Source organism: Streptomyces sp. NPDC058701, assembly GCF_042715295.1.
In the GTDB taxonomy this organism is placed as follows: Bacteria; Actinomycetota; Actinomycetes; order Streptomycetales; family Streptomycetaceae; genus Streptomyces.
The window spans coordinates 289287-310691 of record NZ_JBHXSY010000001.1; the positions used below are offsets into that span (position 1 = coordinate 289287).

The window sequence follows — 21405 nt, forward strand, 5'->3', positions numbered from 1 at the left end:
GGCCGGGCTCCGGCCGGTTCGCGTCACTTTAGTGCAACGGTCGCCGCGGTCAACGAACCGCCCCGCGCGGCGTGCGACCCTCTCCGAGGGAAGCGGCAAATGCCGTGAATCACCCGTACGGGCGCCTCCACCTCACCCCTGTGGGTTAGCTCACACCAAGGCCGGTTGACCTTCTTTGTCCGTCCTCACCAACGGCCCGCACCGGGCGTGACCATTAACGTCGTACCCATGACGACATCCGCTTCCCTGCCCGCCAACCCCGCGTCCGAGGACTCCGGTGCCGGCGTCACCGACCGCCTGGTCGAGGCGAACCGGCGGTACGCCGCGAAGTTCGCCGACCCCGGCATGGACGCCCGCCCGGTGCTGCGCGTCGCCGTCGTGGCCTGCATGGACGCCCGCCTCGACCTGCACGCCGCCCTCGGCCTGGAACTCGGCGACTGCCACACGATCCGCAATGCGGGCGGCGTGGTCACCGACGACACCATCCGCTCCCTCACCATCAGCCAGCGGGCCCTCGGGACCCGCACGGTGATTCTCATCCACCACACCGGCTGCGGCCTCGAAAGCCTGACCGAGGACTTCCGGCACGAGCTGGAGGACGAGGTCGGCCAGCGCCCGGCCTGGGCCGTGGAGGCGTTCCGGGACGTCGACCAGGACGTCCGCCAGTCCATGCAGCGGGTGCGGACCAACCCCTTCCTGCCGCACACGGACGATGTGCGAGGCTTCGTCTTCGACGTGCACACCGGCCTCCTGCGGGAGATCCATTCCGGCTCCTGAGTGACACGAGGCCGTAGCGCCGTCAAGAATGCGGGGAGACGCCCTCCGGGAACCCCCGGAACCGGTGTCCGTGTTTCGGGGTGGGCCGGTCATGCGCCAAGGGCGATCGGCCCGGGGAAAGGGCCGAGGAGAACCAGGTGACGACGTATGACGACCGAGCGAGCCTCGCGGATCTGACCAGCACGGCGGAGCGCGTGCGCCAGTCGGTCGAAAGCGTGATCGAGGGCAAGCCGGAGGTCGTGCGCCTCGCGCTGACCGTCCTGCTCGCCGAGGGGCACCTGCTGATCGAGGACGTCCCCGGCGTCGGCAAGACCATGCTCGCCAAGACGCTCGCCAAGTCCATCGACTGCTCGGTGCAGCGCATCCAGTTCACCCCGGACCTGCTGCCCTCCGACATCACCGGCGTGAGCATCTACGACCAGCAGCGGCGCGAGTTCGAGTTCAAGCCGGGCGCGATCTTCGCGCAGATCGTCATCGGCGACGAGATCAACCGCGCCTCGCCCAAGACCCAGTCCGCGCTGCTGGAGTCGATGGAGGAGCACCAGGTCACCGTCGACGGCACCACGTACGCGCTGCCGACCCCCTTCATGGTCGTCGCCACCCAGAACCCGGTGGAGATGGAGGGCACCTACCCGCTCCCCGAGGCGCAGCGCGACCGCTTCATGGCCCGCGTCTCCGTCGGCTACCCGAGCCCCGAGGCCGAGCTCCAGATGCTCGACGTGCACGGCGGTCTCTCCCCGCTCGACGACCTCACGGCCGTCGCGCACGCGCACGACATCGTCAAGCTGATCGAGGCCGTCCGCGAGGTGTACGTCGCCGAGCCCGTCCGGCGCTACGTCGTCGACCTGGTCTCGGCCACCCGCAGCCACCCTGACCTGCGCCTGGGCGCCTCCCCCCGCGCCACCCTGCACCTGCTGCGCGCGGTGAAGGCCTCCGCCGCGCTCTCCGGCCGGGAGTACGTGCTGCCCGACGACGTGCAGGCGCTGGCCTCCCCGGTGCTGGCGCACCGGCTGCTGCCCACCGCGCAGGCCCAGCTGAACCGGCGCACCGCCGAGCAGGTCGTCCAGGACATCCTGCAGCGCACCCCCGTGCCCGCGGCGCACGCCCGCGGCGAGATGCCGCCCGGCGCCGGCATCCGGGGCTTCTGATGGACGCCGGTGGCCCGGCGGAGGGAGGCCGCGGCGCCGGCGGGCTGCGCGCGTCGCTGTCCGGGCTGACCACGCGCGGCCGCTCGTTCCTGGCCGCCGGGATCGCCGCCGCCGCCTGTGCGTACGTACTGGGACAGGGCGAACTGCTCCGGGTCGGGCTGCTGCTGGCCACGCTGCCGCTGATCTGCGTCCTGGCGCTGCACCGGACCCGCTACCGGGTGTCGGGCAGCCGCCGGCTCACCCCCGGGCGGGTCTCCGCGGGCGCCGAGTCCCGGGTCCAGCTGCGCCTGGACAACGTCTCCCGCCTTCCCACCGGCCTGCTCATGCTGCAGGACCGGGTGCCGTACGTGCTGGGCCCGCGCCCCCGGTTCGTGCTGGACCGGGTCGAGCCCGGCGGGCGCCGCGAGGTGTCCTACCGGGTCCGTTCCGACCTGCGCGGCCGCTACCCTCTGGGCCCGCTCCAGCTGCGGCTCAGCGACCCCTTCGGGCTGGTCGAGCTGACCCGCTCGTTCTCCGCGTACGACACCCTCACCGTCATCCCGCGCACCGAGCCGCTGCCCCCCGTCCGCCTGGGGGGCGAGGCGTCCGGCTACGGCGACGGCAGCCGACGCTCGCTGGCCCTGGCGGGCGAGGACGACGTGATCCCCCGCGGCTACCGGCGCGGCGACGACCTGCGCCGGGTCCACTGGCGCTCCACCGCGCGGTACGGCGAGCTGATGGTGCGCCGCGAGGAGCAGCCGCAGCGCAGCCGGGCGACCGTCCTGCTGGACACCCGGCGCCTGGCCTTCGAGGGGGCGGGCCCCGACTCGGCGTTCGAGTGGGCGGTGTCCGGGGCCGCCTCGACCCTGGTGCACCTCCTGGAGCGGGGCTTCTCGGTGCGGCTCCTCACGGACACCGGCGACTCGGTGCCCGGCGAGGGCGGCAGCGGCGGGTTCTCCGCCTCCGGCGGGCAGGACTCCGCCACGGCCGCCGGACTGATGATGGACACCCTCGCCGTGGTCGGCCACTCCGACGGCGCCGGGCTCTCGCGGGCCCACGACGCGGTGCGCGGCAGCGGCTTCGGCGGCAACGCCGGGGACGGGCTGCTCGTGGCCTTCCTCGGCGACCTGGACGACGTACAGACGGAGCTGGCCGCCAGGATGCGCCAGCGCGCCGGGGCCGCCGTGGCCTTCGTGCTGGACTCCGCCACCTGGGCGGGCCGTCCGGCACAGGAGCACGCGCTGCCCCCCGTCGAGGAACGGCTGCGCAGGCTGCGCGACGCGGGCTGGACGGCACTGGCCGCCCCGCCCGGGGTCGCCTTCGGCGAGCTGTGGAGACAGGCCGGAAGGACTCCGACCGGCCCGGGTACCACCGGAGGTCGGGGATGAGCGGGCGCGCGAGACTGACGCTGTTCGCGGCACTGGCGACGCTGCTCACCTCGTGGTCGCTGGCCCCGCTGGTGGAGTCGGCGACCTGGCTGCTGCAGGCGGCGCTGCTGCTGGCGGTGCAGAGCGCGGTGGGCGCCGGGGCGCGGCGGGTGCCGCTGGCGCGGTCGCTGACCGTGGCCGCGCAGCTGCTGGTGTCGCTGCTGCTGCTCGCGCTCCTCTTCGGCGGCAGGGCCGGTTCCGGCGGGTCCGGCCCGGTGGCCTACCTGGTGACGGACTTCGGGGCGCTGTTCCGGCAGGGCGCCCTCGACGTCGGCGAGTACGCGATCCCCGCCCCGCTGACCGACGGCATCCGGCTGCTGCTGGTCTCCGGGGTGCTGCTGATCGGGCTTCTGGTGGACCTGCTGGCGGTGACCATGCGCGCCGCCGCGGCGGCCGGGCTGCCGCTGCTCGCGCTGTACTCGGTGGCCGCGGGCCTGTCGGGCGGGGGCCGGGCCTCCTGGGTCTCCTTCCTGCTGGCGGGCTGCGGGTACCTGATGATGCTGCTGAGCGAGGGCCGCGACCGGCTGGCGCAGTGGGGGCGCGTCTTCGGCGGGGCCCCGCCCGGCCGGGTCTCGGCCGCCTCGGGCCTCGGCGCGGGACCGGGCGGCGGCCGGGCGACGGCGCCCGGGCGGACCGGGCGGCGGATCGGCGTGACGGCCCTGGGCCTGGCCCTGGTGGTGCCCGCGCTGCTGCCCGCGCTCGGCAGCGGGCTGATGGGCCCGCAGGGCGGCGGTGACGGGAGCGGTGGCGGAACGGGCGGCACGATCTCGGCGGTCAACCCGCTGGTGTCGCTGCAGAACAGCCTGAACGCGCAGGACAACCGGGTGGTGCTGAAGTACCGGACGGACAGCCCGCAGCAGGGCGAGCAGTACCTGCGGATCCTGGCACTCGACGAGTTCAACGGGGTCAAGTGGGAGGCCTCGGGCAGGGCACTGACCGATGTGCCCGAGCGGCTGCCGAACCCGCCCGGTCTCGGCGAGCAGGTCCGCCAGGGCGCGCAGGAGGTGCAGACCAGCGTCTCGGCGGCCGAGGGCTACAGCCAGCGCTACCTCCCGATGCCGTACCCGGCGACGGCGGTCGAGATCGGCGGCAGGTGGCGCTTCGAGCCGACCGGCCGGACCCTGGTCGGGGACCAGCTGGGCAAGGAGCGCTTCCAGAACGTCCAGGGCGCGCGGTACACCGTACGGAGCCTGCTGCTGAAGCCGACGGCCCGGCAGCTGCAGAACGCCCCCGCCCCGAACGCGGCCGTCCAGGCCGAGTACACGAAGCTGCCGGACACGCTGCCCCCGGTGGTCGGGGAGACGGCGCGCCAGGTCACGCAGGGCGCGCGGGACGACTACACGCGGGCCGTGAAGCTGCAGGACTACTTCGCCGTGAGCGGTGGCTTCCGTTACAACACGAAGACCGCCTCGGGGACGGGCTCGCAGGCCGTCGCCCGCTTCCTGGACGAGAAGGAGGGCTTCTGCGTCCACTTCGCGTTCTCGATGGCGGCGATGTCCCGCTCGCTCGGCATCCCGGCGCGGGTCGCGGTCGGCTTCACCCCCGGCGAGCGGCAGTCGGACGGCAGCGTGAACGTGACGATGCGGGACGCGCACGCCTGGCCGGAGCTGTACTTCGAGGGCGTGGGCTGGACCCGGTTCGAGCCCACGCCGCGGTCGGGCATCTCGGTGCCGGACTACTCCCGGCCGCAGGCCCCGGTGGCCCAGCCGTCGGCGCCCGCGCCGCTGCCCTCGACGGGCGCGTCGGCCCCCGCGCCGGCGCCGTCCGCGTCCGAGGAATGCCCGCCGGAGCTGAAGAGGCTCGGCGAGTGCGGCGGCCCGGTGCTCCAGCAGAACGCCTCGGGCGGGGGCGGGATCTCCCCGCTGGCCGTGCTCGGCTGGGTCGCGGCCGCGGTGGTGGTCCTGGGGCTCCCACTGCTCCCGCTGCTGTGGCGGACCAGGGCGCGGGCCCGCCGGCTGGGCACCGGTGAGGTGCCGGCGGCCTGGCGGGAGCTGCGCGACACCGCCTGGGACGTGGGTGTGCCGCCGGACGGGGCGCTGTCCCCGCGCCGGGCCGCGGCCCGCGTCGTGGAGCTGGGCGCGCTGGAGCCGGAGGCCGCCGCGGCGGTCCACCGGGTCGCGGGCGCCGTGGAACGGGAGCTGTACGCGCCGCCGGGCGCGCGGGCGCCGTACCCGGGACTGGCGGACGACGTGCTGCTGGCCCGGGCCGGGCTGCTGGCCGGAACCGGCCGCGGCGGGCGGCTGCGGGCACTGCTGCTGCCGCGCTCGGCGGCCCGGGTGTCCTGGGCGGTGTCCGCCCGCCGGGCGGCACTGGCCTCGGCGGTCGCGGCCCGGCTGGCGCCGGTCAGGCTGGCGGCCGGCCGGTTGCGGCTGCCCCTGCGGGGGCGCGGCTGAGGCCGTGCGGAGGCGGGGCGGGCGGGGCCGGATCGCGCGGGACGCGGTCCGGCCCCGCCGCCGTACGGGGGCGTCCGCTCCCGGAGCACCGGGCGCGGGCACGGCGTGCGGGCACGGCGGCAGGGGGCGCGGCGTCGCGGGCACGGCGGCAGGGGCGCGGAGGCACGGGAGCTGCGACGCGGGCGCCGTGGCACGGAAGCTGTGCCACGGACGCCGTGGCACGGGTACGGCGGGGCCCGCCCCGCTGCGGCCGGGGGTGAACGCACGGACGCGGCGGGGCTCGATCCCCCCGAGCCCCGCCGCGTCCGCGTACCGCGTCACCGGTTCCCCCGCCCGGTCACGGAGGAGGGGCCCGGTCCGCTCCGCGGCCCCGTGTCCGCGGTGCGGACCGGGTCTCCTGTCCGTTGCCCCCAGTCTGCCGTCCGCGCAGGTGGGGGCCCATCCGCGCGCGTACTCATCTCCGTGTCTGAGTACGGGTACTCAGACGCCGCGGCGGGCCCCACCAGTTCTACGGGCCGCCGCCCCGGGACGGCACCGCCGACCGGGGGGCACCGCGGGCCCGCGGGCGGGTCGTCCGGGCCGCCGGGTCAGCGGTTTCCGCTGACCCGGCCCCGCAGCAGCAGGGACAGGGCGGAGTGGACGTCGTCCAGCGACCGCTCGCTCTGGAAGGACTGCCAGTCCAGGGCGGCCACCAGCACCATCCCGACCATCGCGGCCGCCGTGAGCGGGACGTCGATCTCGGCGCTCAGCTCACCGCGCTCGACGCCCTCGCGCAGCACGGTCTCGACGACGGCCACCGCCTCCCGGCGGACCACCATGAGCGTGGACTGCCAGGTCCGGTTGGTCCGCCACAGCTCGGCCACGTACAGCTGGGTGAAGGCCGGGTAGCGGTCGATGAAGACGAGGCCGGCCCGGATCATCGCGTCGAGCGCCTCGACCCGGGTGCCGCCCCGGGCCTCGGTCTCCTCCGCCGCCGTCCGCAGCGAGACGGTCAGCAGTCCGACCCCGTGCCGCAGCAGCTCCTCGAACAGGTCGTTCTTGCTGGCGAAGTTGTAGTAGACGGTGCCCTTGGCCACGCCCGCCCGCTCGGCGATCTCCTCGACCGTGGTCGCCGAGAAGCCCTTCTCGGCGATGAGGGTCACGGCCGCTTCGTAGAGCTTCTGCCGGGTGGCCTGGCGTCGGCCGCCGGTGACCGTGCCGCCCGTACCGGTGCTGCTGCTTTCCATGGCGCTGATTCTCACAGGTCGACACATCCCCCACGGGCTCGGTGCTACAGGCTCAGTTCCGGGTGCAGCCGGTCCATGGTCCACACCTGCTTGCCGCGGGCCGCGAGCGCGGTGAGGGTCAGCGCCCCCACGGTGAACGCGGTCAGCACGGCGCAGCCCTGCCACACCGGGGTGAGGTCCCCGCCGGTGATGAGGCGCCGCAGGCTCTCGACGACGTACGACATCGGCAGGTACGGGTGGATCGCGTTGAAGAAGCCGGGACTGGTCTGAACGGGGTAGGTACCGCCCGCCGACGTCAGCTGGAGCATCAGGACGGCCAGGACCAGGATGCGTCCGGCGGCGCCGAACTTGGCGTTCAGCCACTGGACGATCGCCGCGAAGCAGCCGGTGACCAGGAACAGGAAGCCGACGGTGAGCGCCGGCCGCTCCATCTCCAGGCCGAGGCCCCAGTGGAGCACGGCCATCAGCAGGCCCACCTGCGCGGCGCCGAGGCCCGCCACGGGCAGCCAGCCGGCGAGGGCGATCCGCCAGGGCGAGGCGCCGGCGGACAGGGCCCGCCGGTTCATGGGGGCGATGAGCATGTAGGCGACCATCGCGCCGACCCAGAGGGACAGCGGGATGAAGTAGGGCGCGAAGCCGGTGCCGTAGTTGGGGGCCTTGTGCAGGGACTGGTTGGCCAGCTGGACCGGGTCGGCCATGACCTCGGTGCGGGCGTCGCGCTGCTGCTGGTCGTAGTCGGGGATCTTGCCGACGCCGTCGTGCAGGCCTCCGGCGAGCTCTCCGCTGCCGTCGACGAGCTTGTAGATGCCGCCGTCGAGGCTGTGCGCGCCGTCGCCGAGCTTGCCGACGCCGGCGTCGATCTTGCCGGAGCCGGTGGTGGCGGAGCCGAGGCCGGTGTGCAGCTGGGCCATGCCGGCGGCGACCTGGTGGGCGCCCTTGTTGAGGGCGTTCACCTGGGTGACGGCGGCGTCGATGTCGGTGGAGAGGGCGGGCGCCCGCTCGACGACGAGACGGGCCTGCTTCTCCAGGTCGGTCAGCTGCTTCTTGAGGGTGCTGAGGTCGCCGTTGGCGCCCTTGACCAGGGTGTCGACGTCGCCGCTGAGCTCGGCGGCCTGCGCGGCGTCGTCCTTGACCTTCTTCAGGTCGGCGCAGGAGGCGAGGAGCGGGTCGACCCCGGGGGTGAGGCAGCGCTTCGTGTAGTACGAGTCCAGGCCCGAGGCGACCTGCCTGGTGCGGGTGGCGGCGAGCGGGGCCTTCTCGGCGATCTTGTCGAAGTGGCTGTTGACCACCCCGGCGGCGTCGGCGACCAGTTCGGCGCTGGCGGCGAGCTGCTTGGGGTCCTTGAGGAACGGCTTGGCCTTCTCGGACACGCCGTTGACCGTGTCGGCGACCTTCTGGGTGCCGTCGGCGACGTCCTTGGTGCCGGTCTGCAGCTTGGCGGCGGCCGTGTTGAGCTTCTGCAGGCCCCCGGTCAGCTCGCCGGTCTTCTCCTTGGCCGTGTCGAGGCCGTCGGCGAGCTCCTTCGCGCCCTCCTTGGCCTTGCCCGCCCCGTCCTTGAGCTTGTCGGCGCCGTCGGCGGCCTCGGCCGTCTTGTCGTGCAGGTCGGAGAAGGAGACGAAGATCTTGTCGAGGAAGCCGCGGGAGGCGTTGGTGGACGCCGCGGAGCGGACCTCGGCGAAGACCGTGCGGGAGATCGAGCCGACGATGTAGTTGTTGGCGTCGTTGGTGCGCACCTGGAGGGCCCCGGTGGTGGGGTCCTCGCCGGAGCTGGAGGCGATCTTCGCGCTGAAGTCGGCGGGCATGGTGAGGGAGAGGTAGTACGTCCCGTCCTCCAGCCCCTTCTCCGCCTGCTCGGCGCTCACCTCGCGCCAGTCGAAGGTCTTGCTGTCGTGGAGCTTCTTCGTTATCTCGCCGCCGGCGTCGAGCTGCTTGCCGTCGACGGTGGCGCCCCGGTCGGAGTTGACGAGGGCAACGGGCACCTTGTCGAGCCGGCTGTACGGGTCCCAGAAGGACCACAGGTACAGGGCTCCGTAGAGCAGGGGCAGCAGGAGCAGCGCGACAAGGGCGGCGCGGGGCAGCTTCCCCCGCCCGAACCGTTTGAGCTCAAGCGCGGCCAGCTTCGGCGATCGCATCGTCCGCCCCCTTCGTGTCGTCGGTGCCGTTCTCGGCGTCGTCCTCGGTGCCGCTCTCGGCGTCGTTCTCGGCGTCGTTCTCGGCGTCGGCTGCCTTCTCGGTGCCGGCGTCGGCTGCCTTCTCGGTGCCGGCGTCGGCCTCGGACTCGGCGGCCTTCGACGCCTCGTCGCCGTCGTCGTCACCGGAGGCGGCGCCCTTCCGCCCGGCCGCCCCCCACGTGACCTTGGCGTCGTCGGCGGCCCGGCGGGCCCGCGGCGCCGCGTCGGGCTCGGCGGGCTCGGCGGGCTCGGCGGCGGCCGGCTCGGCGGGCGCCTCCTGCTGCGCGGGGCCGGTGCGCAGGACGACCGCGTCGTCCGGGGCCTCCCTGCTGACCGCGAGAACCGTGGTCCCGCGGGCGGCGATCGAGCGGAGCAGGGTCCAGGCCTCGGCGCGCTCGGCATCCGAGAGCTTGAGGTCGAGGTCGTCCAGGGCCAGCAGGCGCGGCGAGCACAGCAGGGCGATGGCCACGGACAGCCGTACGTACTCCAGCCGTTCCAGGTCCCGCACCGAGGTGCGCGGTCCCTTCGGCAGGGTCGCCAGGTCCAGCCCGGCGGCGGCGAGGGCGTCGTCGATCCGGGCCCGTGCGCGGGCCTTGCGCTCGGCCCGGGGGCGCAACAGGGCGCGGACCGGGCCGTCGTAGCGGCGCTGGAGCAGGGCCCCCTCACGCAGCTGCTCGGCGACGGTGAGGGCCTGGTCGAGGTCGTTGACCCCGGGGACCGGGCCGAGGGCGGCGATGCGGCGGACCGCGGCCATCTTCTTCGGCAACCGGTGACGGCCGATCTCGGCGTGGCCCTCGGTGGCCTTCATCCGTCCGGTGAGCGCGAGGAGCAGGCAGGTCCGCCCGCTGCCGGAGGGGCCCTCGACCACGATGAGCGAGCCGGGCGCCGCGTCGACGCCGACGCCCCGGAAGGCCCAGCCGCGGGGTCCCTTGAGTCCGAAGTCCTCGGCTTTCACGGACGCGCCGTGCGGGCTGTCCACGCCGTCCCCCTTCGTTTTGAACTGACCGGTCAGTTCAAAAACTAGCACCTTCTTCCGCATCAGGTGCGCAGCAGGGGGTAGTTGTCGGTCTGTCACTCGCGTACCCGCAGGTCAGCGCGATTGTCAGTGGCCCCCGTCACGATGGGGCTACGCAACGACAGGAGGTTCGTCATGGCCACACCGTCCCCGTCCCCTGTCCACCCCGTCCTGCGCAAGTCGGCAGCCCCACCGGCCGCCGTCGATCTGCTCGCCAAGGCGCGCGACGGCCTGGCGGAGGCGGCGCAGCTGTCCCGTCCCAACGAGCGGTACGCCACCGCCCACCTCGCCGCGCTGCGCACCGCCGCGGCCGTGCTCGCCGCGCGCGGCCGGCCGGAGCCGGTGCACCCGCGCCGGCGGCCCCGCATCCGCAGCGCCTGGGAGGTGCTGCCGGAGATAGCACCGGAGCTGGCCGAGTGGAGCGCCCTGTTCGCGTCCGGCGCCGACCGCCGGGCCCGGGCCGAGGCGGGGATAGCGGACGCGGCGAGCGGCCGGGACGCGGACGACCTCGTGCGTGCGGTGTCGATGTTCCTGCGCCTGGTCGAGCGGATGCTGGCCGTCCAGCCACCCCCGCAGACCCTGCCGCAGCCGCGTCCGGAGCGTCCGGACGCGGGATGAGCTGCCCGGCCGGGGAAGGCAATAGGGTGGGGCACTGACCGCTCACCCTTACCGCGCCGAGGAGCCATCAGCCGTGTCGGACACTTCCCGCCCCCGTGCCTCCCTCCGCACCGCCGTGGTGTGGGAGGTCCTCAAGGAGGCGCTCGACCGCCGGGTCAAGGCGACCGGGCGGGACGTGCTGGACGTGCTCGACACCGGCGGCGGCACCGGCAAGTTCGCCGTCCCGGTGGCCCGCCTGGGCCACCGGGTCACCGTGGTCGACCCCAGCCCGAACGCGCTGTTCGGGCTGGAGCGCCGGGTGGCCGAGGCCGGCGTGGCCGACCTGGTGCGCGGGGTCCAGGGCGACGCCCAGGGCCTGCTGGACGTGGTCGACCGCGACGCGTACGACGTGGTCCTCTGCCACGGCGTGCTGGAGTACGTGGACGACCCGGCCGAGGGCGTGGCCAACGCGGTCGCGGCCCTGCGCCCCGGCGGGGTCCTCAGCCTGCTCGCCGCCGGCCTCGGCGGGGCCGTTCTCGCCCGCGCCCTGGCCGGACACTTCACCGAGGCCCGCACCGCCCTCACCGACCCGGCCGGGCGGTGGGGCTCCGGCGACCCGGTGCCGCGCCGCTTCACCGCCGAGCAGCTCTCGGAGCTCGTCGGCGGGGCCGGCCTGGCGGTCGGCGCGGTGCACGGCGTACGGATCTTCGCCGACCTCGTACCGGGGGTCCTGGTGGACACGGAGCCCGGCGCGGTGGAGGCGCTGCTGCGCCTGGAGGAGGCCGCCGCCGAGCTGCCGGCCTTCCACGCGGTCGCCACCCAACTGCACGTCCTGGGCGCGAAGCAGTCCTGATCTGCGATCTTCCGGGGACGGAGTCGGCCACTCGCCCTCCGATCCGGCGCTCGGCCCCGTATGATCGGGTGCAGTGACCGGCATGGTGGACGCGCCGTTGGGGAATGAGCGCCTCAATGACCGCCCCCGCGGCGGTTCCGTTCGCGCAGCGGTGCGGTGGCTGGGCTATTTTGAGGCTGAAGCTGTTTTAAGAACGTGGCATAGAGGGCGGGTATCACGGGGGCGATTCCCCGCCTATCCTGAAGGGGACCCCTGGTCGCCACCCCCGCGACCGACGGATGAGGAGGACTCCCGTGCCGCTCTCGGAGCACGAGCAGCGCATGCTCGAGCAGATGGAGCGAGCGCTGTACGCCGAAGATCCCAAGTTCGCGACAGCGCTCGAGGGAAGCGGACTGCGTACGTACACCCGTCGCCGGGTGTACCAGGCAGTCGCTGGCATTGTGGTGGGTATCGCGCTCCTCATGACCGGCGTGATCTGGCAGGACGTGCTCTGGATCAGCGTGGTGGGATTCCTCGTCATGCTGGCCTGTACGGTCCTCGTGGTCACCGGTTGGCGCAAGGCACCCAAGCCCGGCGAGCAGCCCGTCTCCGGCAGTGCAGGCGGTTCGGCCCACGGCCAGAACCGGCAGCGTCGGTCGATGATGACCCGCATCGAGGAACGGTGGCAGCGCCGCCGTGACGAGCAGGGGCAGTAGCCCCGCACACAACGAGGGTGAGGGGACGGCCGCCTGCGGGCGGCCGTCCCCTCACTGTTCTGCGTTGCGCCCGCCGGTCCCCGTTTTCTGCGGCATGATGACCCGGTGAGTGTGCTCCCCCTGGTCTTCACCAGCGGCTGGGCCAGCGGGATCAACGCTTATGCCGTGGTCCTCCTGCTCGGCGTCTTCGGCGCGACCGGACTGACCGACGAGGTCCCCGCGTCGTTGCAACGCACCGACGTGCTGATCGTCGCGGCGGTGCTGTTCCTGTGCGAGGCCGTCGCCGACAAGATCCCGTACCTGGACACCGTCTGGGACGCCGCCCACACCGTGATCCGCCCGCTGGCCGGAGCCGTCGTGGGCGCGCTGCTGGCCGGGCAGAGCGGTTCGCTCTCCGACATCGCCGCCGGTACCGTCGGCGGCACCACGGCCCTGGCCAGCCATTTCGTCAAAGCCGGCACCAGGATGGCGATCAACACCTCGCCCGAGCCGTTCAGCAACATCGTGGTGAGCACCGCCGAGGACCTCGGCGTGGCAGGCATCCTCACCTTCGCCATGTTCAACCCGCAGGCCGCCGCGATCATCGCGGCCGTCCTGCTCGTCGCCGGGCTGGCCATACTGTTCTTCCTCTGGAGCCGCATCCGCCGCTTCCTGCGCCGCCGGGCACAGCGCCGCGAGGAGAAGCGGCTCGCCGCCGAGGTCCGTACCCACACCACCGCGCCACCCGGCTGACCTCGCTCGATAGGCTCGGCCGCATGGCACGAATTGCGGTGATCGGCGCCGGGATGGGCGCGATGGCGACGGCGGCCCGACTGGCCGTGGCGGGGCACCGGGTGACGGTGTACGAGCGCGGCACCACGTACGGCGGAGCCGTCGGGCGCCATGAACGCGGGGGCTTCGCCTTCGACACCGGGCCCGGCCTGCTGCACCTGCCCGCCGTCTACCGCGACCTGTTCGTGAAGACCGGCAAGCGGCCGCTGGAGACCTGCGTCGACCTGGTCCAGCTGGACCCCTCGGCCCGGCACCTGCTGCCCGCCTCCGGCGTCGACGTCACCCTGCCCGGTGCCTCGCGCGGCGGGGTCGCCGCCGCCCTCGACGGGGCCTTCGGCTCCGGCGCGGGAGAGCGCTGGAACGGCGTGCTGGGCCGCGCCCGGGACGCCTGGGACGCCACCCGCCGCCCGCTGCTGGAGGAGCCGCTGCGCGCCGGCCCGCAAGCCCTGGGCAGCGACCCGTACCCCGCCCTGCGCCGGAGCGGCCTGCTGCGGCGCCGGCCGCCGACCCTGGCCGAGGTGGCCGCGCGCGAGCTCGGCGGCGGACTGGGCGAGCTGCTGACCGGGCTGGTGGCCTCGTACGGGATCGCTCCCGGGCGGGCACCCGGCTCGGCGGCCGTCCTGCCCTACATGGAGCAGACGTTCGGCAGCTGGTACGTCCGCGGCGGGATGCGGGCCCTGGCCACCGCCGTGTACGAGCGCTGCCGCGAGCGGAAAGTGGAGTTCGTCTTCGGCGCGGAGGTCCGCGAGGTCCTGGTGCGCGGCGGCCGGGCGGCGGGGCTGCTGCTGGCGGACGGTACCGAGGCGGCCGCTGACTCCGTGGTGTGCGCGGTCGACCCCAGGCTGCTCCCGGAGTCCTTCCTGCCCCGGCCGCCGGAGGGCGTGCCCGTACGCGGGGAGGGCGTGCCCAGCCGGCTGACGCTCCTGCTCGCCCTGCGCGGCGCCCGGCCCGCGGACGCGGTGCACCGCACCCTCGTGCACTCCCCCGGGGTGCTCGCCACGGTGCTGCGGCCCGACGACCCGGCGACCCGGCCCGACGCGGACCACGAGGCGGTCACCGTGACCGCCGTGTGCCCCGCCGGGAACGCGAGCGCGGGCCCCCGGCCGGAGGAGCTGCTGGACCTCGCCGCGGCCGCCGTACCGGACCTGCGGGAGCGGCTGCTGTGGCAGGAGGCGCGCACCCCGGCCGACGTCGAGGCGGCGACGGGTGCGCGGGGCGGCTCGGTGCCGGCGCCCGCCCTCGCGGGGGCCGGCGGCCGGCTGCTGTACCCGGCGAACACCACGGCCGTGCCCGGGCTGTACCTCGCGGGGGGCTGGGCGCACCCCGGCGGCGGGCTGGCGCACGCCGGGATGACGGGGGCCCTGGTGGCCGGACTGATCGTGGAGGGCGCGGAGTTCCGCGGCTCCCAGTGACCCGGCGGCCTCTCACCCGGCAGTCGGTCACCCGGCGGCCGGTCACCGGCACGCCGGCCCCGGCCGCGGCTCAGTGGCGGTACTGCCCGTACTCCCCGCCGCCCTGCTGCGGGTAGGGGTACTCCTGCGGCGGCTGGGCCTGCTCCTCGCCCGGGTAGGGCTGGCCCCCCGGGTCGGTGGTCCGCTGCTGCGGGACCCAGACCCCGCCGGGCGGGGTGTCCATGGAGTACTGCTGTCCCTGGTCGGGGTAGGGGGTGTAGGCGCTGTAGTCGTAGGCCTGCGCCGGGGCGGCGCCGCCGGTGCCGATGTACGGGTCCGAGTAGGCCGCGTAGACCTGCTGCTGCCCGCCGGCCTGGTAGCCGCCGGAGTAGTCGTAGCCGTAGCCGTCGGACTGGCCCACCGGGTCGTAGGAGGCGGCGTACTGGTGGGCGTCCTGCTCCGCTGTGGTGAACGGCGAGGCGAACGCGGCCGTCCGGTCCGCGTCGCCGGGTGACGTGAAGCTCTGGATGCCGTAGGACCCGGTGTCCTCGGGGACCGGCTCCGGGCTGTAGACGTCCTCGTCCCCGGATCCGGAACGGCGCGGCGCGCCCTGCTCCGCGGCCGCGTCGGCGGACTCGTCCGCGGAGCCGTACTCCAGGGCGGTGACCCGGAGCGCCGGCTGGGGACGCGGGCTGCCGGACCTGCGGCGCCCGGACTGCCGTACCGGTTGCGGGCGGCGCCGGCGCAGTGCCCAGCCGGCCACGAAGCCCTTGCGGAAGGAGAGCGTCACCAGGATCTGGCCCAGGGCGAACGCGGCGGCGCCCGCGCCGATGACCAGCACCGACGGCAGGGCGACGCCGGCGACCACGCCCAGGAAGCCGGTGAACGCGAGCAGGCGCCAGCGGAGCCGGGCCTTGTTCTGCATCAGGACCTCGGCAAGCAGCCACAGCGCGACGATGCCGAACGCGATGTAGAGGACCGTCATTCCCACGCATGGCCCCTCTCGGTGCGGCGGACCGCCCGACAACGGGGCCCGCCGATCAGGCCCGCTGGTGCAGGCCCAGGTTCTCGTAGATTTCGAGAGACGCCGTGGAGTTGTTCAGCGTGATGAAGTGCAGCCCCGGGACACCCTCGGACAGCAGCCGCGCGCAGAACTCCGTGGCGAACTCGATGCCAATGGAGCGTACAGCGGCCGGGTCGTCCTTGACCGCGAGCATGCGCTCTTTCACGTTCGCGGGGAAGAGCGCGTTGCTGAGTTGCGGCAGCCGGTCGAGCTGCTTGATGCCCACAACAGGCATGACCTCGGGGATGATCGGGGTCTCGCAGCCCGCCTTCTCGACGCTGTCGCGCAGGCGGAGGTAGTTCTCGGGATCGAAGAACATCTGGGTGATCGCATAGTCGGCGCCCGCACGGCACTTGTCCGTGAAGTGCCGGATGTCCGTGTCCCAGTCGGTCGAGCGCGGGTGCATCTCGGGGAAGGCCGCGACGCCGACGCAGAAGTCTCCCGACTCCTTGACCAGCCGGACCAGGTCCGCGGCGTAGTGCACACCCTCGGGGTGCGCCACCCACTCGCCCATGGGGTCGCCCGGCGGGTCTCCGCGCACGACCAGCATGTTCCGGATGCCCGCGTCGGCGAACTGCCCGATGACATTGCGCAGCTCGGCCACCGAGTGGTCGACGGCGGTGAGGTGGGCGACGGGGGTCAGGGTGGTGTCCGCGGCGATCTGCTGGGTGGCGCGGACGGTGCCACCCCGGGTGGAGCCGCCGGCCCCGTACGTGACGGAGACGAAGCTCGGACCGACCGCCTCGACCCGGCGCAGCGCGTTCCAGAGGTTGCGCTCGCCCTTTTCCGTCTTCGGGGCCCAGAACTCGAAGGAGTACGAGCGCCCGGACGCGATGAGCTCGCGGACCGTGTGTGCGCGGTCCGACCAGGTGGAAGCGGTACCAGAGGCCATACCCGCAGGTTAGACGCGCTGCGGCGCACTCCGAAGCGGTGTCCGTCTTTTGGACATGTTTTTGGACAGCCCGGCCGGTCAGCCGAGGCGGGCGCGGACCCGCCCCGCGAGCTCGGCGGCAGCGGCGCCGGGGTCGGACGCCTCGGTGAGGGCGCGGACGACGACGACACGGGTGGCGCCGGCGTCGAGCACCTCGTCCAGATTCGTGCGGTCGATGCCGCCGATGGCGAACCAGGGCCGGTCCTGCTCCAGCGAGGCCGCGTACCGGACGAGCCCGAGGCCGGGGGCGAACCGGCCGGGCTTGGTGGGGGTGGGCCAGCAGGGGCCGGTGCAGAAGTAGTCCACGCCGGGCTCGGCGGCGGCCGCGTCCACCTCGGACTCGGCGTGGCAGGAGCGGCCGATCAGCACCTGCCCGCCGAGAACGGCGCGGGCCGCGGGGACCGGGATGTCACCCTGGCCGAGGTGCAGGACGTCGGAGCCGATGGCGTGCGCGACGTCCGCGCGGTCGTTGACGGCGAGCAGCTTGCCGTGGCGCCGCGCGGCCTCGGCGAACACCCGGAGGTGGTCGAGCTCCTCGCCCGCCTCCATGCCCTTGTCGCGGAGCTGGACGATGTCCACGCCCCCGGCCAGGACCGCGTCGAGGAACTCGGGGAGGTCACCCTGGCGCTTGCGGGCGTCCGTGCACAGGTAGAGCCGGGCGTCGGACAGCTGCATGGGTGTACCCCCCGTGATGGAAGCGGCGTACGGGCGGCCTCGCGGGGCCCGTACGCCGCGGTGGAGCGGATGCGGTTCAGGTCAGAGGGCGAGCGCCTGAGCGCGGCGCTTCACCTCCGTGCCGCGATTCTCGCTCAGCGCCTGCACGGGGGTGCCGGGCAGGGTCGGGTCCTCGGTGAAGAGCCACTCCAGGATCTCCTCCTCGGAGAAGCGGTCGTCGCGCAGCACGGTCAGGAGGCCCACGAGGCCCTTGACGACCTTGTCGCCGTCGATGAAGGGGGCCGGCACCTGCAGGGAGCGGTTCTCGCCCCGGCGCACGGCGATCAGCTGCCCTTCCTTGACCATCTGGCGGACCCGCGTCACCTCGATGTTCAGCTTCTCCGCGATGTCGGGGAGGTACAGCCAGGCGGGGACAAGGGCATCGATCTTTGCGTCAATCTCGGTCACGGGTACAAGCCTGCCACCTCGGACTGGCGGCCGGTACCCGGGCGGCCCCGTACGGGTACCGGCGCCGCCGGCCGGGGGGTGTCGGCGGAGTCGTTCCGTACGCCCGGAGGGCCCCGCACGGCAGGAGCGGGTTCGACGACACCCCCTGAGGGCTGTCCCGCAATCCCTGGCGGGCGCGCGACGCCAGGGATTGCGTGACAGCCCTCAGCGGGCCGTCGCCTTCAGCGGGACGGCCGGATCGGCGACCCGGTCGGGGTCCAGTGCGGTGCCCGACTCGATGAGCCTGCGGCCCTGTGCGAGGTCGCGCGGGCGGCCCACGGCCAGGACGGCCACCAGGGCGCCGTCGCGCAGCCAGCACACCGACCAGGCGGGTGCGGCCGGGTCGCCGCGCCAGAGCAGGGTGTCGGCGCCGCCGTGGTGGCCCGCGTACTGGACGAACCGGCCGAACTGCTCCGACCAGAAGTACGGGACCGGGTCGTAGACCTGGACGGGCTCCCCCGCCAGGACGTTCGCCGCGACGGCCCGGGGTCCCTGGAGGGCGTTGTCCCAGTGGTGGACGAGGAGGCGGGTGCCGTACCGGTCGGAGGGGAAGGAGGCGCAGTCGCCGACCGCGTAGACCCCGGGCAGGGAGGTGCGCAGGTGGGCGTCGGCGGTGACCGAGCCGTCGGGGCCCAGTTCGACGCCGCTCCCGGCCAGCCACCCGGTGGCCGGACGGGCGCCGATGCCCACGACCACGGCGCCGGCCGGCAGGCTGCGGCCGTCCGCCAGGAGGACCCGGCCGCCCTCGATCCCGGCGACGCGGGCGCCGGTGAGCAGTTCGGCGCCGGCCTCCTCGTACCAGCGGGCCATGGGTGCGGCGACCTCGGCGGGCAGGGCTCCGGCCAGGACCCGGTCGGCCGCTTCGACCACGGTCACCGCGCAGCCGGCCTCGCGGGCGGCGGTGGCGAACTCGGCGCCGATCCAGCCGGCCCCGACGACGACCGCGCGGTCGGCGGCGGCCAGGACGGGCCGCAGCCGCGCGGCGTCGTCGAGGGTGCGCAGCAGGTGCACGCCGGGGACGCCCTCGGTGCCGGGCAGGGTCAGCGGGACGGCGCCGGTCGCCAGCACGAGGGTGTCGTACGGGACGGGGCCCGACCCGGTGTCCAGTTCCCGGTCGGCGGCCCGCAGCCCGGTGACCTCGGTGCCGAGCATGAGCCGGATGCCGAGCCCTTCGAAGTCGACGTCGAAGGCGGAGTCCTCGGCCTTGCCGAGCAGGACCGCCTTGGACAGCGGGGGGCGGTCGTAGGGCTGGTGCGGCTCGGCTCCCAGCAGGGTCACGGGACCGGTGAAGCCCTGCTCCCGCAGGGCGACCGCGGTCTGCACGCCGGCCATTCCGGCGCCCACGATGACGACGCCGCTCTGTGTCTGTTCCGTCTGCTCGCTCACGCGGCCACCCTAATCTTCTGACGGCCCATCAGGAACAGGTGCCGCCTTACCCGCCGTCCGGCCCGGGGTTAGTCTGGCAGGCGTACCTATCGCGGGAGTCCGGGCGCACCGGGCTGAGAGGGAGGCTGGGCGGCCTCCGACCGTACGAACCTGATCCGGGTCATGCCGGCGAAGGGAGGGGCTGGACGCCCATGCACTCATCTCGAACGTCCCGGAAGGGATCCGACGTCCTCGTCATCGGGGGCGGCGTCATCGGACTCGTCACGGCCTGGCGGGCGGCCCGCCGCGGCCTCACCACTGTGCTCGCCGACCCGGCGCCCGGCGGCGGCGCGGCCCAGGTCGCGGCGGGCATGCTCGCCCCCGTCACCGAGCTGCACTACGGCGAGGAGGCGCTGCTGGGCCTCGGGCTCGCCTCCGCCGCCCGCTATCCGGAGTTCGCGGCCGAACTGGCCGAGGCGAGCGGCGGCCTGGACATCGGCTACCGGGCCTGCGGCACCCTCGCCGTCGCACTCGACTCCGACGACCGGCTTCACCTGCGCGAGCTGCACGCCCTGCAGCGCCGCTGCGGCCTGGAGACGCAGTGGCTCACCGGCCGCGAGTGCCGGCGCCTGGAGCCGATGCTGGCCCCCGGCGTACGCGGCGGCCTGCGCGTGGACGGCGATCACCAGGTCGACCCGCGCCGGCTGGCGGCCGCCCTGCTGGCCGCCTGCGAGCGGACCGGGGTGGGCGTCCACCGGGCGCGGGCCACGCGGCTGCTGGTCGGCGCCGACCGGGCGACGGGCGCCGTGCTCGACGACGGTACGGAACTGCTCGCCGACCAGGTGGTCCTGGCGGCGGGCTCGTTCAGCGGCCGGCTGGAGGGCGTGCCGGCGGAGGTGACCGCCCCCGTACGTCCGGTCAAGGGCCAGGTGCTGCGGCTCACGGTGCCCGCGGCGTACGGGGCGTTCCTGTCCCGGACCGTACGGGCGGTCGTCCGCGGCAGCCACGTCTACCTGGTGCCGCGCGAGAACGGCGAGCTGGTCATCGGAGCCACCAGCGAGGAACTCGGCTGGGACACCACCGTCACCGCCGGCGGGGTCTACGAGCTCCTGCGCGACGCCCACGAACTGGTGCCCGGCATCACCGAACTGCCGCTCACCGAGACCCGCGCGGGGCTGCGGCCCGGCTCCCCGGACAACGCCCCGCTGCTGGGCCCCACCGACCTGCCGGGGCTGCACCTGGCCACCGGGCACTACCGCAACGGGGTGTTGCTGACCCCCCTCACCGGCGACGTGATGGCGGAGCTGCTGGCCACGGGCGAACTGCCTCCGGTCGCCCGCCCCTTCAGCCCGCGCCGGTTCTCCACCGCACGTCAGGAGTCGTACGCATGACCATCTCCGTCAACGGCGAGCCGCGCGAGGTCGCGGCCGGCACCACCCTCGACGCGGTGGTCGCCATCCTGACGGCCGCCCCCTCCGGGGTGGCGGCCGCGCTCAACGAGACCGTGGTCCCGCGCGGGCAGTGGACGGCCACCCCGGTGGGCGACGGCGACCGGGTGGAGATCCTCACCGCGGTCCAGGGGGGCTGAGCGGCATGGCTGACGACCTCTTCGCCCTCGGCGGCCGGACCTTCTCCTCCCGCCTGATCATGGGCACGGGCGGGGCCCCGAGCCTGGACGTACTGGAACGCGCGCTCGTCGCATCCGGCACCGAGCTCACGACGGTGGCGATGCGCCGCCTCGACCCGACCGTCCAGGGCTCCGTCCTGTCGGTGCTGACGCGGCTCGGCATCGCGGTGCTGCCGAACACGGCGGGCTGCTTCACGGCGGGCGAGGCGGTGCTGACGGCCCGCCTCGCCCGCGAGGCGCTCGGCACGGACTGGATCAAACTGGAGGTGGTGGCGGACGAACGGACGCTGCTGCCCGACGGGATCGAGCTGCTGGACGCCGCCGAAATCCTGGTCGACGAGGGCTTCACGGTCCTTCCGTATACGAACGACGACCCGGTGCTGGCGCGGAAGCTGGAGGACGCGGGCTGCGCGGCGATCATGCCGCTGGGCTCCCCCATCGGCTCCGGGATGGGCATCCGCAACCCGCACAACTTCGAGCTGATCACCGAGCGGGCCGGGGTCCCGGTGATCCTGGACGCGGGCGCCGGCACCGCGTCCGACGTCGCGCTGGCGATGGAACTGGGCTGCGCGGCGGTGATGCTGGCCTCCGCCGTGACGCGGGCGCAGGATCCGGTGCTGATGGCCGCGGCCATGCGGGACGCGGTGTCGGCGGGGCGCCTGGCCCACCGGGCGGGCCGCATTCCGCAGCGCCGCTTCGCCGAGGCCTCGTCCCCGGCCGAGGGCCGCGCCGCCCTCGACCCGGAGCGTCCGGCCTTCTGACCAGGGGCCTCGTCGCGGCCGGTCCGGGTCTCCCGGCCCCCCGGCCGGGGCGCG

At 74.3% G+C, this 21405-nt stretch carries 20 protein-coding genes and 1 riboswitch; of the genes, 12 read left to right on the top strand and 8 right to left on the bottom strand.

What is annotated here, in order from left to right; genetic code table 11:
* Positions 1-165: 165 nt before the first annotated feature.
* The 4 genes from ACFWW8_RS01345 to ACFWW8_RS01360 all read left to right on the top strand — a co-directional run bounded on the left by ACFWW8_RS01345 (position 166) and on the right by ACFWW8_RS01360 (position 5724).
* Entirely contained in the window at positions 166-777 is a 612-nt protein-coding gene (locus ACFWW8_RS01345) for a beta-class carbonic anhydrase (protein ID WP_386521986.1), read from the top strand.
* Between the two features lie 137 nt (positions 778-914).
* Entirely contained in the window at positions 915-1925 is a 1011-nt protein-coding gene (locus tag ACFWW8_RS01350; RefSeq protein WP_386521989.1) for an AAA family ATPase, read from the top strand.
* Positions 1925-3292 (top strand): DUF58 domain-containing protein, encoded by a 1368-nt coding sequence (locus tag ACFWW8_RS01355; protein ID WP_386521992.1) that lies wholly within the window; start codon positions 1925-1927, stop codon positions 3290-3292. The genes ACFWW8_RS01350 and ACFWW8_RS01355 overlap by 1 nt, the downstream gene beginning before the upstream one ends.
* Positions 3289-5724, top strand: coding sequence for a transglutaminaseTgpA domain-containing protein (locus ACFWW8_RS01360; RefSeq protein WP_386521995.1), 2436 nt, complete (start codon positions 3289-3291; stop codon positions 5722-5724). Before ACFWW8_RS01355 ends, ACFWW8_RS01360 begins: the two co-directional genes overlap by 4 nt.
* Positions 5725-6311: 587 nt before the next feature.
* Here the strand turns inward: ACFWW8_RS01360 and ACFWW8_RS01365 are convergent.
* The 3 genes from ACFWW8_RS01365 to ACFWW8_RS01375 are packed head-to-tail and all read right to left on the bottom strand — an operon-like array spanning position 6312 to position 10100.
* Positions 6312-6950 carry a TetR/AcrR family transcriptional regulator gene (locus ACFWW8_RS01365; protein ID WP_383900358.1) on the bottom strand — a complete coding sequence of 213 codons (639 nt, stop codon included), beginning with the start codon at positions 6948-6950 and terminating at the stop codon, positions 6312-6314.
* 44 nt (positions 6951-6994) lie between these two features.
* Positions 6995-9082, bottom strand: a complete 2088-nt coding sequence (locus ACFWW8_RS01370; protein ID WP_386521998.1) for a YhgE/Pip family protein — start codon at positions 9080-9082, stop codon at positions 6995-6997.
* Positions 9054-10100 carry an ATP-binding cassette domain-containing protein gene (locus ACFWW8_RS01375; protein ID WP_386522001.1) on the bottom strand — a complete coding sequence of 349 codons (1047 nt, stop codon included), beginning with the start codon at positions 10098-10100 and terminating at the stop codon, positions 9054-9056. The genes ACFWW8_RS01370 and ACFWW8_RS01375 overlap by 29 nt, the downstream gene beginning before the upstream one ends.
* Positions 10101-10271: 171 nt before the next feature.
* Between ACFWW8_RS01375 and ACFWW8_RS01380 the strand changes: the two genes are divergently transcribed.
* The 5 genes from ACFWW8_RS01380 to ACFWW8_RS01400 all read left to right on the top strand — a co-directional run bounded on the left by ACFWW8_RS01380 (position 10272) and on the right by ACFWW8_RS01400 (position 14464).
* Entirely contained in the window at positions 10272-10754 is a 483-nt protein-coding gene (locus ACFWW8_RS01380; RefSeq protein WP_386522004.1) for an SAV_6107 family HEPN domain-containing protein, read from the top strand.
* A 73-nt stretch (positions 10755-10827) separates the two neighbouring features.
* Positions 10828-11586, top strand: a complete 759-nt coding sequence (locus tag ACFWW8_RS01385; protein ID WP_386522006.1) for a methyltransferase — start codon at positions 10828-10830, stop codon at positions 11584-11586.
* A 293-nt stretch (positions 11587-11879) separates the two neighbouring features.
* Entirely contained in the window at positions 11880-12281 is a 402-nt protein-coding gene (locus tag ACFWW8_RS01390) for a DUF3040 domain-containing protein (RefSeq protein ID WP_386522007.1), read from the top strand.
* 105 nt (positions 12282-12386) lie between these two features.
* Positions 12387-13013: a DUF4126 domain-containing protein gene (locus ACFWW8_RS01395; RefSeq protein ID WP_386522009.1), complete on the top strand. Its 627-nt coding sequence runs from the start codon at positions 12387-12389 to the stop codon at positions 13011-13013.
* Positions 13014-13036: 23 nt separating this feature from the next.
* Complete coding sequence (locus ACFWW8_RS01400; protein WP_386522011.1) at positions 13037-14464, top strand: phytoene desaturase family protein; 1428 nt, start codon at positions 13037-13039, stop codon at positions 14462-14464.
* A 70-nt stretch (positions 14465-14534) separates the two neighbouring features.
* Here ACFWW8_RS01400 and ACFWW8_RS01405 read toward each other — a convergent pair whose 3' ends face one another.
* The 5 genes from ACFWW8_RS01405 to ACFWW8_RS01425 all read right to left on the bottom strand — a co-directional run bounded on the left by ACFWW8_RS01405 (position 14535) and on the right by ACFWW8_RS01425 (position 18984).
* A complete protein-coding gene (locus tag ACFWW8_RS01405; RefSeq protein ID WP_386522014.1) occupies positions 14535-15434 on the bottom strand; it encodes a hypothetical protein in 900 nt (299 codons plus the stop codon).
* Between the two features lie 49 nt (positions 15435-15483).
* A complete protein-coding gene (gene metF, locus ACFWW8_RS01410) occupies positions 15484-16398 on the bottom strand; it encodes a methylenetetrahydrofolate reductase [NAD(P)H] (RefSeq protein WP_386522016.1) in 915 nt (304 codons plus the stop codon).
* 78 nt (positions 16399-16476) lie between these two features.
* Positions 16477-17112: a thiamine phosphate synthase gene (gene thiE, locus ACFWW8_RS01415; RefSeq protein ID WP_386522018.1), complete on the bottom strand. Its 636-nt coding sequence runs from the start codon at positions 17110-17112 to the stop codon at positions 16477-16479.
* An 81-nt stretch (positions 17113-17193) separates the two neighbouring features.
* The gene (locus tag ACFWW8_RS01420; protein WP_386522020.1) at positions 17194-17559 is read right to left on the bottom strand and encodes an Rv2175c family DNA-binding protein; all 366 of its coding nucleotides are present in this window, start codon (positions 17557-17559) and stop codon (positions 17194-17196) included.
* 204 nt (positions 17560-17763) lie between these two features.
* On the bottom strand, positions 17764-18984 hold the full coding sequence (locus tag ACFWW8_RS01425; RefSeq protein ID WP_386522023.1) for an NAD(P)/FAD-dependent oxidoreductase: 1221 nt from the start codon (positions 18982-18984) through the stop codon (positions 17764-17766).
* A gap of 81 nt (positions 18985-19065) precedes the next feature.
* Positions 19066-19178, top strand: a riboswitch (TPP riboswitch).
* Between ACFWW8_RS01425 and thiO the strand changes: the two genes are divergently transcribed.
* The 3 genes from thiO to ACFWW8_RS01440 all read left to right on the top strand — a co-directional run bounded on the left by thiO (position 19176) and on the right by ACFWW8_RS01440 (position 21351).
* Positions 19176-20354, top strand: a complete 1179-nt coding sequence (thiO, locus tag ACFWW8_RS01430) for a glycine oxidase ThiO (RefSeq protein WP_386522026.1) — start codon at positions 19176-19178, stop codon at positions 20352-20354. Its footprint overlaps the riboswitch before it by 3 nt.
* Positions 20351-20551: a sulfur carrier protein ThiS gene (thiS, locus tag ACFWW8_RS01435; protein WP_383927911.1), complete on the top strand. Its 201-nt coding sequence runs from the start codon at positions 20351-20353 to the stop codon at positions 20549-20551. The genes thiO and thiS overlap by 4 nt, the downstream gene beginning before the upstream one ends.
* Positions 20552-20556: 5 nt before the next feature.
* Positions 20557-21351 (top strand): thiazole synthase, encoded by a 795-nt coding sequence (locus ACFWW8_RS01440; protein ID WP_386522029.1) that lies wholly within the window; start codon positions 20557-20559, stop codon positions 21349-21351.
* Positions 21352-21405: the final 54 nt, after the last annotated feature.